The sequence below is a fragment of the Bradyrhizobium sp. genome (assembly GCF_028868675.1).
Classification (GTDB): Bacteria; Pseudomonadota; Alphaproteobacteria; order Rhizobiales; family Xanthobacteraceae; genus Bradyrhizobium.
Map to the genome: position 1 here is coordinate 1 of NZ_JAGWUA010000010.1, position 12804 is coordinate 12804.

General features: G+C 66.8%; 12 protein-coding genes. 5 read left to right on the forward strand and 7 right to left on the reverse strand.

The window, feature by feature from the left end; all coding sequences use genetic code 11:
- From yejB to KGM94_RS02655, 3 genes are all read left to right on the forward strand, one after another.
- Window positions 1-927 (forward strand): microcin C ABC transporter permease YejB (gene yejB / locus KGM94_RS02645; protein ID WP_300254681.1); only part of this gene is annotated, 927 nt, incomplete at its 5' end.
- Entirely contained in the window at window positions 927-2105 is a 1179-nt protein-coding gene (locus KGM94_RS02650) for an ABC transporter permease (protein WP_300254684.1), read from the forward strand. The genes yejB and KGM94_RS02650, both read left to right, overlap by 1 nt.
- Window positions 2106-2113: 8 nt before the next feature.
- Window positions 2114-3751: an ABC transporter ATP-binding protein gene (locus tag KGM94_RS02655; RefSeq protein WP_300254686.1), complete on the forward strand. Its 1638-nt coding sequence runs from the start codon at window positions 2114-2116 to the stop codon at window positions 3749-3751.
- A gap of 4 nt (window positions 3752-3755) precedes the next feature.
- Here the strand turns inward: KGM94_RS02655 and KGM94_RS02660 are convergent, their stop codons facing one another.
- Entirely contained in the window at window positions 3756-4598 is an 843-nt protein-coding gene (locus KGM94_RS02660; RefSeq protein WP_300254689.1) for an NlpC/P60 family protein, read from the reverse strand.
- On the reverse strand, window positions 4591-5970 hold the full coding sequence (locus tag KGM94_RS02665; RefSeq protein ID WP_300254692.1) for a M17 family metallopeptidase: 1380 nt from the start codon (window positions 5968-5970) through the stop codon (window positions 4591-4593). Before KGM94_RS02665 ends, KGM94_RS02660 begins: the two co-directional genes overlap by 8 nt.
- A 199-nt stretch (window positions 5971-6169) precedes the next feature.
- On the opposite strand from KGM94_RS02665, the gene KGM94_RS02670 reads away from it, so the two are divergent.
- Complete coding sequence (locus KGM94_RS02670; protein ID WP_300254695.1) at window positions 6170-6373, forward strand: hypothetical protein; 204 nt, start codon at window positions 6170-6172, stop codon at window positions 6371-6373.
- A gap of 91 nt (window positions 6374-6464) precedes the next feature.
- Window positions 6465-7271, forward strand: coding sequence for a tetratricopeptide repeat protein (locus tag KGM94_RS02675; protein WP_300254698.1), 807 nt, complete (start codon window positions 6465-6467; stop codon window positions 7269-7271).
- A gap of 60 nt (window positions 7272-7331) precedes the next feature.
- On the opposite strand, the gene KGM94_RS02680 is transcribed toward KGM94_RS02675, so the two are convergent.
- From KGM94_RS02680 to KGM94_RS02700, 5 genes are read right to left on the reverse strand one after another with little or no spacing between them, the layout of a single operon-like run.
- Entirely contained in the window at window positions 7332-8306 is a 975-nt protein-coding gene (locus KGM94_RS02680) for a type II secretion system F family protein (RefSeq protein ID WP_300254701.1), read from the reverse strand.
- A 9-nt stretch (window positions 8307-8315) separates the two neighbouring features.
- Entirely contained in the window at window positions 8316-9293 is a 978-nt protein-coding gene (locus KGM94_RS02685; protein WP_300254704.1) for a type II secretion system F family protein, read from the reverse strand.
- Window positions 9294-9307: 14 nt separating this feature from the next.
- On the reverse strand, window positions 9308-10771 hold the full coding sequence (locus tag KGM94_RS02690) for a CpaF family protein (RefSeq protein WP_300254706.1): 1464 nt from the start codon (window positions 10769-10771) through the stop codon (window positions 9308-9310).
- A gap of 21 nt (window positions 10772-10792) precedes the next feature.
- Complete coding sequence (locus KGM94_RS02695; RefSeq protein ID WP_300254707.1) at window positions 10793-12061, reverse strand: AAA family ATPase; 1269 nt, start codon at window positions 12059-12061, stop codon at window positions 10793-10795.
- Entirely contained in the window at window positions 12058-12795 is a 738-nt protein-coding gene (locus tag KGM94_RS02700) for a CpaD family pilus assembly protein (protein ID WP_300254710.1), read from the reverse strand. The genes KGM94_RS02695 and KGM94_RS02700 overlap by 4 nt, the downstream gene beginning before the upstream one ends.
- Window positions 12796-12804 lie beyond the last annotated feature (9 nt).

Genomic DNA, 12804 nt, shown 5'->3' on the forward strand with positions numbered 1-12804 from the left:
CGCGCGCCGGGGCTGGTCGGCGCCGGCGCCGACGCCGTCAATTCGAAATATCGCGGCGCGCAGGGCCTCGACCCCGACTTCATCAAGAGCCTGGAAAAACAGTTCGGCTTCGACAAGCCGGCGCCGGAGCGCTTCGCCTTGATGGTGTGGAATTTTGCCCGCTTCGATTTCGGCAAGAGCTATTTTCGTGACGTCAGTGTCGTTCAATTGATCAAGGAGAAGCTGCCGGTCTCGATGTCGCTCGGCATCTGGATGACGCTGCTGACCTACCTGATCTCGATCCCGCTCGGCATCCGCAAGGCGGTGAAGGATGGCTCGCGCTTCGACACATGGACCTCGGCCGTGATCATCGTCGGCTTCGCGATCCCGGGCTTCCTGTTCGCGATCCTCCTGATCATCCTGTTTGCCGGCGGCTCGTTCTTCAACTGGTTCCCGCTGCGCGGGCTGACCTCGGACGGCTGGTCGCAATTTCCCTGGTACTGGAAGGTCATCGACTATTTCTGGCACCTGACGCTGCCGCTGCTTTCCATGGGCCTGAGCGCGTTCGCCACCATGACGCTGCTCACCAAGAACTCGTTTCTCGACGAGATCCGCAAGCAATATGTCATGACCGCGCGCGCCAAGGGCTGCAGCGAGAACCAGGTGCTGTACGGCCATATCTTCCGCAACGCGATGCTGATCGTGATCGCCGGCTTCCCCGGCGCCTTCATCCACGCCTTCTTCTCGGGCTCGCTGCTGATCGAGACCATCTTTTCGCTCGATGGGCTCGGCCTGCTCAGCTTCGAGAGCGTACTCAACCGCGACTATCCCGTGGTGTTCGGCACGCTCTACATCTTCTCGCTGGTCGGCCTCGTGGTGAACCTGATCTCGGACCTCACCTACATGTGGATCGATCCGCGGATCGATTTCGAGGCGCGGGAGGTCTGATGGCCGTCACCGCCCCCACCCCGATCGAGACCACGACGAAGTCGCCGCTCGGCGAAGCCGTGCCGGTCACGCGCAAGGCGTTCAGCCCGTCGCCGCTCAACAGGCGGCGCTGGGAGAGCTTCAAGGCCAACCGGCGCGGCTTCTGGTCGTTCTGGATCTTCCTGGTGCTGTTCACGGTGTCGCTGTTTGCCGAGTTGATCGCCAACGACCGGCCGTTCCTGATCAAGTTCGACGGCCATCTCTACTGGCCGGCCTTCGTCACCTATTCGGAGACCACGTTCGGCGGCGATTTCGAGACCGCGGCCGACTATCGCGATCCCTACCTGCAGAAGCTGATCAAGGAGAAGGGCGGCACCATCGTCTGGCCGCTGATCCGCTATTCCTACGACACCCACAATCTCGATCTGCCGACGCCCGCGCCGTCGCCGCCGACCTGGATGCTGACGGAGAAGCAGTGCGCGCCGGTCGTCGAGAAGAAGGGCCTGAAGAGCTGCCGGGATCTCGAATACAACTGGCTCGGCACCGATGACCAGGGCCGCGACGTGGTGGCGCGGCTGATCTACGGCTTCCGCATCTCGGTGCTGTTCGGTCTCTGTCTCACCATCGTCTCCTCGATCGTCGGCATCGCGGCGGGCGGCATCCAGGGCTATTTCGGCGGCTGGATCGATCTCTCGTTCCAGCGCTTCATCGAGATCTGGACGGCGATCCCCTCGCTCTACCTGCTGCTGATCCTGTCCTCGGTGCTGGTGCCCGGCTTCTTCGTTCTGCTCGGCATCCTCCTGTTGTTCTCCTGGGTGTCGCTGGTGGGCCTCGTGCGCGCGGAATTCTTGCGCGGGCGCAATTTCGAGTACATCCAGGCGGCGCGCGCGCTCGGCGTTTCCAACGCGGTGATCATGTTCCGCCACCTGCTGCCGAATGCGATGGTGGCGACCATGACTTTCCTGCCGTTCATCGTCTCGAGCTCGGTGATGACGCTGACTGCGCTCGACTTCCTGGGCTTCGGCCTGCCGCCGGGATCGCCGTCGCTCGGCGAGCTCCTGTCGCAGGGCAAGTCCAACGTGCAGGCGCCCTGGCTCGGCTTCACCGGCTTCTTCTCGGTCGCGATCATGCTCTCGCTCCTGATCTTCGTCGGCGAAGCCGTGCGCGACGCCTTCGATCCGCGCAAGACGTTCAGGTGAGGGCCGCGATGGACGCGATCAACCAGCCCCTGCTTGCCGTGCGCGATCTCTCCGTGGCGTTCCACCAGGGCGGAGGCACGACGCTTGCGGTCGACAGGGTCTCGTTCCAGATCAAGCGCGGCGAGTGCGTGGCGCTGGTCGGCGAGTCCGGCTCGGGCAAATCGGTCAGCGCGTTGTCGATCCTGAAGCTCTTGCCCTATCCGAGCGCCTCGCATCCCTCCGGCAGCATCCGCTTCAAGGGGCGCGACGTCCTCGGCCTGCCGGAGCGCGAAATGCGCGGCATTCGCGGTGGTGAGATCTCGATCATCTTCCAGGAGCCGATGACTTCGCTCAATCCGCTGCATACGATCGAGGCGCAGATCGGCGAGATCATCCAGCTGCACAATCCCACCAGCACCGCGCTGGCGCGCCAGCGCACGCTGGAACTGCTGACGCAGGTCGGCATTCCCGAGCCGGAGACGCGGCTCAAGAGCTATCCGCACCAGCTCTCCGGCGGCCAGCGCCAGCGCGTGATGATCGCGATGGCGCTCGCCAACGAACCCGACCTGCTGATCGCGGACGAGCCGACCACCGCGCTCGACGTCACCGTGCAGGCGCAGATCCTTGCGCTGCTCGCCGACATCCGCGCCCGGCTCGGCATGAGTCTGCTCTTCATCACCCATGATCTCGGCATCGTGCGCCGCATCGCCGATACCGTCTGCGTCATGAACGGCGGCAAGATCGTCGAGCAGGGCCCGGTGGAGGAAGTGTTTACGCGCCCGAAGCACCCCTACACGCGCGATCTGCTGGCTGCGGAGCCGAAGCCCGATCCGGCGCCGCCGCAGCCGCAGGCGCCGGTGGTAATGTCGGCGAGCGATCTGAAGGTATGGTTTCCGATCAAGCGCGGCCTGACGCGCAAGACGGTCGGCTATATCAAGGCAGTCGACGGCGTCACCATTGCCGTGCGCAAGGGCGAGACGCTCGGCGTCGTCGGCGAATCCGGCTCGGGCAAGACCACGCTGGGGCTCGCGCTATTGCGCCTGATCTCCTCCAACGGCCGCATCGTATTCCTGGGCAAGGACATCCAGGGTCTGCGCTTCAAGGAGATGCGTCCCTTCAGGCGCGACATGCAGATCGTGTTCCAGGACCCGTTCGGGTCGCTTAGCCCGCGCATGTCGGTTTCGGACATCATCGGCGAAGGCCTCTCGGTGCATCAGCCAAAGCTCTCGCAGGACGAGCGCGAGGCGCGCGTGGTGCAGGCGTTGCAGGATGTCGGGCTCGATCCGGAGACACGCTTCCGCTATCCACATGAGTTCTCCGGCGGCCAGCGCCAGCGCATCAGCATCGCGCGCGCCGTGGTGCTGGAGCCCGATTTCGTCGTGCTGGACGAGCCGACCAGCGCGCTCGACATGCTGCTCCAGGCCCAGATGGTCGACCTCCTGCGCGAACTGCAGCGCAAGCGCGACCTGACCTACATGTTCATCTCGCACGATCTGCGCGTGGTCGCCTCGCTCGCCAGCCATCTGATCGTGATGCGCGGCGGCAAGGTGGTGGAGGAGGGGCCGGCCGCCGAGCTGTTCAAGACGCCGAAGACCGACTACACCCGCGCGCTGTTCGCCGCCGCGTTCCGGCTGGAGACGGCCGGCAACGGAGCGGTGGCGACGTAAGGGCCTACAGCCGCTTGATCGTGACCACTTCGCTGCCGGCCTGGCTGATTCGGGCGATCGCCTGCGCGGTGTTCTCGATCACGGTTGCCATATGATGGGCGTTGGCGTGCACGATGCTGCTGCCGTCGCGCACGATCGCGACGTGGCCCTTCCAGAAGATCAGGTCGCCGCGCTGCAGCTTCCTTCTCTCATGCGCTTCGAGCGCACGGCCGAGCCCGTCCTGCTGCATGTCGCTGTCGCGCGGGCAGCCGATGCCGGCGGCGGTCAGCGAGACCTGCACCAGGCCCGAGCAATCGATGCCAAGGCTGCTCTTGCCGCCCCAGAGATAGGGCGTGCCGACGAAACGTTCGGCAACCGCGACGAAGTCCGGCTCGCGATCGTCGAGTTCGCCGAGATGCGCTTTCGGCAGGTAGCGACCGCCATGCGTCACGGCAAAGCTGCCATCCTCGCGCGTTACCGTCACCCTTGATCCCAGCACCAGCGCGTCCGCCGGCGGCAGCTTGATCGAGGGGCCGGGAAAAGCAAACGTTCGCAGCGTCGTGACCTTGTGCGTCGGCGCGGCCGCGGGTCTTGCGAGCGCCGCATCGGGCAGCCAGCCGACGTAACCGTCGCTGGCAAGCTGGCCCCAGGCGAAACCCTCGCCGTTGCGGTCGTAGACGGTGACGCGCTCGCCGAGCAGCGCCTCCGTCATCAGCGTGGCGCCGGACGACGGCTGCTCGCGCAGCGGCGCGATCGGCTCGATCACCTCGAACTCCTCGCCGGTGACGAAACGGTCGGCGGTGACCTTGCCCTCGAGATATTTCGCGGCGAGGTCGCCTCGTGCTGGCGTCAGCCGCGGATCATGCATAGCGCTCGCTCAGCAGCTTGTAGAGGGCGCGCGCCGCCTGGCACTCGCCGCCCTCGGGACGCCCGGGTCTTGCGGACGGCGTCCAGGCGTAGATGTCGACATGCAGCCAGCACTTCGCCTGCTCGACGAAGCGCTGCAGGAACAGCGCGCAGGTGATCGAGCCGGCAAAGCCCCCGGAGGGTGCATTGGTGATGTCGGCGGTCTTCGAATCCAGCCAGGAATCGTAGGCCGGCCACAGCGGCATGCGCCACAACGGATCGTTCTCCGCGACGGCGCATCGCGCGACGTCCGCGGCAAGCGTCTCATCGTTGGTGTAAAAGGGCGGTAAATCCGGCCCGAGCGCCACGCGCGCCGCGCCCGTCAGCGTGCCGAGATCGATCAGCAGGTCGGGCTTCTCCTCGTCGGCCAGCGCCAGCGCGTCGGCGAGCACCAGCCGGCCCTCGGCGTCGGTGTTGCCGATCTCCACGGAAATGCCCTTGCGCGAGCGGAAGATGTCGAGCGGGCGGAAGGCATTGCCGGAGACCGCATTCTCCACGGCGGGGATCAGCACCCGCAGGCGCACCTTCAGCTTCGCGGCCATCACCATGCGCGCGAGCGCCAGCACGTTGGCGGCACCGCCCATGTCCTTCTTCATGATCAGCATGCCGCTCGACGGCTTGAGGTCGAGCCCGCCGGTGTCGAAGCAGACGCCTTTGCCAACCAGGGTCACCTTGGGATGGTCGGGATCGCCCCAGCCGAGATCGATCAGGCGCGGCGCGCGGCTGGAGGCCATCCCGACAGCGTGGATCAGCGGAAAACTCCGCTTCAGTTCCTCGCCGACGACGCAGGTGCAGTTGGCGCCGAATTCTTCCGCGAGTGCTTGCGCGGCGGCCGCGAGTTCTCCGGGCCCCATGTCGTTGGAGGGCGTATTGACGAGGTCGCGCGCCAGCGCCGCGGCCTCTGCGATTGCTGCGGTCTCGGCGACATCCACGCCGTCGGGTGGAACCAGCCGGACGTCGGAACGATCAGGCTTGCGGTAGCGGCCGAAGCGGTAGCTGCCGAGCGCGAAGGCGAGGGCGGCGAGGCGCGCATCATGCGGCGCATTGGCGAAGCGGTAGGTGCCGGGCGGCAGCAATCCCGGCAGCGCGCCCGGCCGGAACGGGTCGCGCGATTTTGCGCCGTCATCCTCCAAGCCGAACAGCACCTGCGCGATCGCGCCGTCGGGCGCGGGCAAAGCGAGCCATGCGCCCGGCTTGGCGGTGAAGCCGTTGGCCACCGCGAACTGACGCTGCGGCGGCGACAGCGTTTCCCGCAGAGCATCCCAGCGCGACCTGGTTACGAAGGTGATGGGGATGGCGGATGCGGGGGAGGAGGTCTCGAAGACGGAGGGCATGGGCTGGCTCGGGCGCGGGCGCGAGCGGATCGCGCGGGATGCCGGAAGACTTCGCAGAGTTTGGCCGCGCCTGCAATCGGCTTTGCTGCAGGATGCGGTCGGCTACTCGCTGGCCCGGCGTCATGCTAGGTTCCGGCAAGACCGCCTGCGGCGTGACGCGTCCGGAGGTCAGCCAATCAAGCGTGCCGGGAGGATTGCAATGGACGTTCTGTGGAACGTGATCGGGTTTCTCGGCCAGGCCATCGAGGCGGTGTTCGACTATGTCGAGCATCATCATTGGATCTTCGCCTTCCTTGCCGGCGGCTATGTCTTCTATCTCCACGACCGCGCCGTCCATGCGCGGTTCGACGCGCTCGACAAGCGGATCGACGAGATCAGGAAGCGGCTCGCCGTCGAATATTGAGCCGGGCGAGCGGCCGTTAACCGCCCGTTAGGGTTAACGGTCTATTGCTGGCGCGTTCGGCTCGATCAATCGGCTCGAGAGTCAAAGCGTCATGCGTCAGCGGTTCAGTCCTGCCCGACTTCTCGCGTCCGCCTCGCTGGTCGCGCTGTTGGCTGCGGGGCTTGGCGGCTGCCAGACCATGGCCGACATCACGGGGTCGCTGACGCAGCGCGCGGATGCCGCGCCGCCGACCGATCCGGTGCGCGCCGCCGAGGTTTATGGCGAGCGCTATCGCGCCAACCCCAAGGACCCCAATGCGGCGCTGGCCTACGGCCAGGCCTTGCGCGCCAACGGTCAGCGTGCGCAGGCCGCAGCCGTGCTCGAGCAGGCCACCATCGCCCATCCCGGCAACAAGGCGCTGCTGGCGGCTTACGGCCGTGCGCTCGCCGACAACGGCAATTTCCAGCAGGCCTTCGACGTCTTGTCGAAGGCCCATTCGCCCGACAATCCGGACTGGCGCCTGCTCTCGGTGCAGGGCACCGCGCTCGACCAGATGGGTCGGCACGAGGACGCGCGCCGCTACTATGCGAGCGCGCTGAAGATTGCGCCCGGCGAGCCCGGCGTGCTCTCCAATCTCGGCCTGTCCTACATGCTCTCGAAGGAGCTGCCCAAGGCGGAGGAGACGCTGCGGCAGGCTTATGCCGCGCCGAACGCGGGGCCGCGGGTACGGCAGAATCTCGCTCTGGTGGTCGGCCTGCAGGGTCGCTTCGCGGAGGCCGAGACCATCGTCAAGGCCGACCTGCCGCCGGAAGAGGCCGCCGCCAACGTCGCCTATCTGAAGGACATGCTGAACCGCAAGGATGCGCCCCGCGCGGCCTCCCGCCGGATGCCGGTCGCCTCCCTCAGCCAGCCCGATTGATCTGGACTTTTCGCGTGTGTCGAGCGCGGCTGTCGCCGCGGCCCGCGTGGCCGCGCCCGGTCAGTGCAGCTCCGAGATCTTGATGCCAGTCGGTCCGAGAATGACGACGAACAGGACCGGCAGGAAGAACAGGATCATCGGCACGGTCAGCTTCGGCGGCAGCGCGGCCGCCTTCTTCTCGGCCTCGTTCATGCGCATGTCGCGGTTTTCCTGCGCCATCACCCGCAGCGAATGGCCGAGCGGCGTGCCGTAGCGCTCCGCCTGCTGCAGGGCCAGGCAGACCGACTTGACGCCTTCGAGGCCGGTGCGCCGCGACAGGTTCTCATAGGCCACCTTGCGGTCCTGCAGATAGGACAGTTCCGCCGTCGTCAGCGTGAACTCCTCCGACAGCGCGATCGACTGGCCGACGATCTCCGCGGCGACCTTGCGAAACGCGGTCTCGACCGACATGCCGGACTCGATGCAGATCAGCAAGAGGTCGAGCGCATCGGGGAAGGCGCGCTTGATCGAGAGCTGGCGCTTGGAGATCGCGTTCCTCAGGAACAGCATCGGCGCCTGCAGCCCGAGATAGGCGGCGACGACGCAGATGCCGATCTTGATCGGCATCGGCTGCTGCATCTTCGCGATCAGGAACACGTAGAGGACCGCGCCGACGAACAGCACGATCGGGGTCACGCCGCGGGCGAACAGGAAGGTGACGTAGGGCGCGTGGCCGCGATAGCCCGCCATCACGAGCTTCTCGCGCGCGGCCTCCTGCGCCAGCCATTTGGTGAGGTTGAAGTCCTCGACCACCTTGGAGACGAGCTGCTTCGGCGTCTGGCGCAGCGAGACCTTCTCGCTCTTGGCCAGCCGGTCGCGTTCGCGCTGGCGGATGCGCTCGCGCTCGTTGGCCACCGCCTTCATACGCTTGGCAAGGCCTTCGCCCGCGAACAGCGGCATCACCAGGGTGTAGACGGTGGCGCTGGCGGCGATGGCCGCCAGCAGCATCGTCAGGAAGTGGACGTCATGCAGCTTCGCGATGAGGAAGTCGACCATGGGGCACCATCAGAAATCGAAGTTGATCATCTTCTTCATCACCATCACGCCGATCGACATCCAGATGACGCAGCCGACCAGCATCAGCTGGCCGGTCGGATGGGTCCACAGCAGCGAGATGTATTGCGGCGTCGAGAGGTAGACCAGGAGCATGACGATCGGCGGAAGCGAACCGATGATGCCGGCGGAAGCCTTGGCCTCCATCGACATCGCCTGGATCTTCTCCTTCATCTTCTTGCGGTCGCGCAGCACCTTGGAGAGGTTGCCGAGCGCCTCCGAGAGGTTGCCGCCCGATTTCTGCTGGATCGACACGACGATGCCGAAGAAGTTGGCCTCGGGCAGCGGCATGCGGTCGTAGAGCCGCGCGCAGGCTTCGCCGAGCGGCATGCCGATCGCCTGGGTCTCGATGATGGCCAGGAACTCGCTGCGCAGGGGCTCGGGCGAATCGGCGGCGACGACCTTGATGGACTCGAACAGCGGCAGGCCCGCCTTGATGCCGCGGACGATCACGTCGACGGCGTCGGGCAGCGCCTTGAGGAATTTCGCTTCGCGGCGCTTCTTCAGGAAGCCGAGCGTCCAGCGCGGCAGGCCGAAGCCGGCGGCGAAGGCGAGCCCCGCGGCCCCGAGCAGCCCGCCGCCGACGAGCATGGCGAGCAGGAAGCAGGCGCCGGCGAGCACGCCCGACGCGATCCAGAACTTCTGCGGCGTCCAGTCCAGCCCGGCCTGCGCGAGGCGCACGGAGAGCGGAACGCTCTTTTCCTTCTGGCGCCGCGCCTCGAGATCCTTCAGCGTGCCCTCGACCTGCTCGCGGCGCGAGCGCTGGGTCTTCTCGGCCTGACGCGCCGCCGTAGGCTCGGCGCGCGCCACGGAGGCGCGGCGGCTCTCCGCCTTGCGCTCGCCGGACAGGAGCGGATAGATGAAGACCCACGCAATGCCGCCGACCGCGGCGGTGGCGAGGAAGGCGAGGGCGAGCACTTGAATCTTCATGGCGTGGCTGGCCCTCAACCCTTGTTCGCGTCCACTTCCGCCGCGTCGAGCGCGGCGGCCAGGCGCTTCTCCTCGCCGTAGTAGCGGGCGCGCTCCCAGAAGCGCGGACGGCCGATGCCGGTCGAGCGGTGCCGGCCGATGATCTTGCCGTTGGCGTCCTCGCCGACCAGGTCGTAGACGAAGACGTCCTGGGTGATGATGGTGTCGCCTTCCATGCCCATCACCTCGGTGATGTGGGTGATGCGTCGCGAACCGTCGCGCAGGCGGGCGGCCTGGATGATGACGTCGATGGAGGCGCAGATCATCTCGCGGATCGTTCGCGAGGGCAGGGAGAAGCCGCCCATCGTGATCATGGATTCGCAGCGCGACAGCGCCTCGCGCGGATTGTTGGCGTGCAGCGTGCCCATCGAGCCGTCATGGCCGGTGTTCATTGCCTGCAGCAGGTCGAACGCCTCGGGTCCGCGGACCTCGCCGACGATGATGCGTTCGGGGCGCATGCGCAGGCAGTTGCGTACCAGCTCGCGCATCGTGACCTGGCCTTCGCCCTCGATGTTGGGCGGGCGGGTTTCCAGCCGCACCACGTGGGGCTGCTGGAGCTGCAGCTCGGCCGCGTCCTCGCAGGTGATGACGCGCTCGTCGTGCTCGATGTAGTTGGTCATGCAGTTGAGCAGCGTGGTCTTGCCCGAGCCGGTACCGCCGGAGATCAGCACGTTGCAGCGGCAGCGGCCGATGATCTGCAGGATTTCGGCGCCCTCCGGCGTGATCGCTCCGAACTTGACGAGCTGATCCAGCGTCAGCTTGTCCTTCTTGAACTTGCGGATGGTGAGGGCGGGGCCGTCGATCGACAGCGGCGGCACGATGGCGTTGACGCGCGAGCCGTCGGCGAGGCGCGCGTCGCAGATCGGCGAGGATTCGTCGACGCGCCGTCCGACCTGGCTGACGATGCGCTGGCAGATGTTGAGGAGCTGCTGGTTGTCGCGGAAGCGGATGCCGGTGCGCTGAATCTTGCCCCCAACCTCGATGTAGACGGTGTTGGCGCCGTTGACCATGATGTCGGCGATGTCGTCGCGCGACAACAGCGGCTCGAGCGGGCCGTAGCCGAGCACGTCGTTGCAGATGTCGTCGAGCAGCTCCTCCTGCTCGGCGATCGACATCACGATGTTCTTGATCGCGATGATCTCGTTGACGATGTCGCGGATTTCCTCCCGCGCCGATTCGGAATCGAGCTTGGCGAGCTGGGCGAGGTCGATGGCCTCGATCAGCGCGCCGAAGATGGTGGCCTTGACCTCGTAGTAATTGTCCGAGCGGCGGCTTTCCATGGTCGGCGCCGGCCTGGCGGGCGCCAGCGGCGGGGACGCGACGGCCGGCGGCGGCGGCGCGCGCGAAACCGTCGGCGCCGGAGCCGGCTGGGGCTCCGGCGGCGCGGCGCCGGGCCTGAAGGCCCGGGTGTCGTCCGTTCCGCTACGCTTACCAAACACTTAACGACTCCATGCGGCGGCTTATTTTCGCCGCAACTTCTCAATCAGGGGTGAAAGGATGGACGTTCTTTGCTTCTTGGTCTCGCTGCGCCCGGTCAGGCGCTGCGCGATCTGCAGGAACATCTCGATCGACTTGTGGTTGGCGGAGATCTCCGCGATCATCTGGCCGTTGTTGGCCGCCGATCCGAAGACCTGCGGCTCGAACGGGATCGACACGATCGGCTGGCTCTCGATTGCCTTGGCGAACTCGGTGGCGGCGATTTCCGGCCGCTTCGGGATACCGACCTGGTTCAGGCAGTAGAGCGGCGGCCGGTCGTTGGGACGTTGGGCCTTCAGGAGGTCGAACAGGTTCTTGGCGTTGCGCAGGTTCGCAAGGTCCGGCGCCGCCACGATCAGGATGTCGTCGGCCCCGATCAGGGCGCGCTTGGTCCAGCCCGACCATTGATGCGGGACATCGAGCACGATGCAGGGCATGGTCGAGCGCAACGTGTCGAACACGGCGTCGAAGGCATCGGTTCCGAAATCGTAGACCCGGTCGAGCGTCGCCGGCGCCGCCAGCAGGCTCAGATGGTCGGTGCATTTCGACAGCAGGCGGTCCATGAAGGCGGTGTCGACGCGGTCGGGCGAGAACACCGCGTCGGCGATGCCCTGCGTCGGGTCCTGGTTGTAGTCGAGCCCGGCGGTGCCGAAGGCGAGATCGAGGTCGGCCACCACGGCGTCCATCGCGAGGTCGCGCGCGATCGCCCAGGCGACGTTGTGGGCGACGGTCGAGGCACCGACGCCGCCCTTGGCGCCCACCACCGCGACGATGCGGCCGACCGCCTTGGCTTCCGGCGCCGAGAAGAGGTTGCAGATCGACCGCACCACGTCGAGCGCCGTGACCGGCGACAGCACGTAATCGCTGACGCCGCGGCGCACCAGCTCGCGGTAGAGCATGACGTCGTTGATGCGCCCGATGACGACGACGCGGGTGCCGGAGTCGCAGACGGTGGCGAGCTGGTCGAGCCCGCCCAGGAGATCGTTGCGGCCGTCGCTCTCCAGCACGATCACGTTCGGGGTCGGCGCGGAGCGGTAGGCTTCGATCGCGGCCGCCATCCCGCCCATCTGGATCTTCAGATGGGCCTTGCCGAGCCGGCGGTCCTCGCCGGCCGATTGCACGGCGGCGGCCGTCTCCACCGTCTCGCAGAAGGCCTGGACCGAAACGCGCGGCGCGGGTGCAATATGCTCCTCGACCGGCGGCGGGGCGGCCTGCGGCTCCTCTTCCTGGGTCTGGCGGGCGTAGCTGATCATTTGCCGGTGTCGCTGAGTTTGGCCTTGTCGGCCTCGGGATAGATGGTCGCCGTCGAGGTGCCCTTGCGATATTTCTCGAAGCCGGCGTTGCGCCGCATCGTGTAGGCCGGCGTCTCGGGACGCGGCTGCACGAGGTCGGACGGATTGTCGATCATCGCGGCGAGGTTGCGCTGCGAGGCACAGCCGAAATTGTAGTACGGCTTGTTCTCGAACCAGCTCTTGTTCTTGATCGACGGGCCCAGGTCTTCCGGCCACAATCCGCAGGGACCGGCGACGGCGGCGATCTTGGAGTAGGTCAGCCGGATCGGCGGCAGGAAGCGCGAATCCTCCGGATGATAGCGGTGCACGATGACGCCGCGCGGCGGCACGCCCGCAGCCGCCAGCATCGCCTCGATCTCGCGCAGCGATTCCTGGGCCGCCCGTGCGTTGGGCGTGCTGGTCGGCAGGTCGATGTGGATCGCGCCGGTACCCTCGCGCATCCAGGTCGACGCCAGGCCCATGACGTCGGCGCGTTGGGACGCGGTCAGCCCTCCGCGGGCCTGGCCGACGAAGATCACGGTGGAGCGGTTGGCTTCCTCGATCGCGATCGGGTGCCGCTGCCGGTAGTCGTCCGGAATGGAGGCGGTGACGGCCTGGTCGGTATGCGTGCAGGCTCCGAGCGCGACGGCGATGCCGGCGAGCGCGCCGCCGAGGCGAACGGCGCGTCTGCGATCGAGGGGTGGTCTTGTGGTCATTGTCAGATC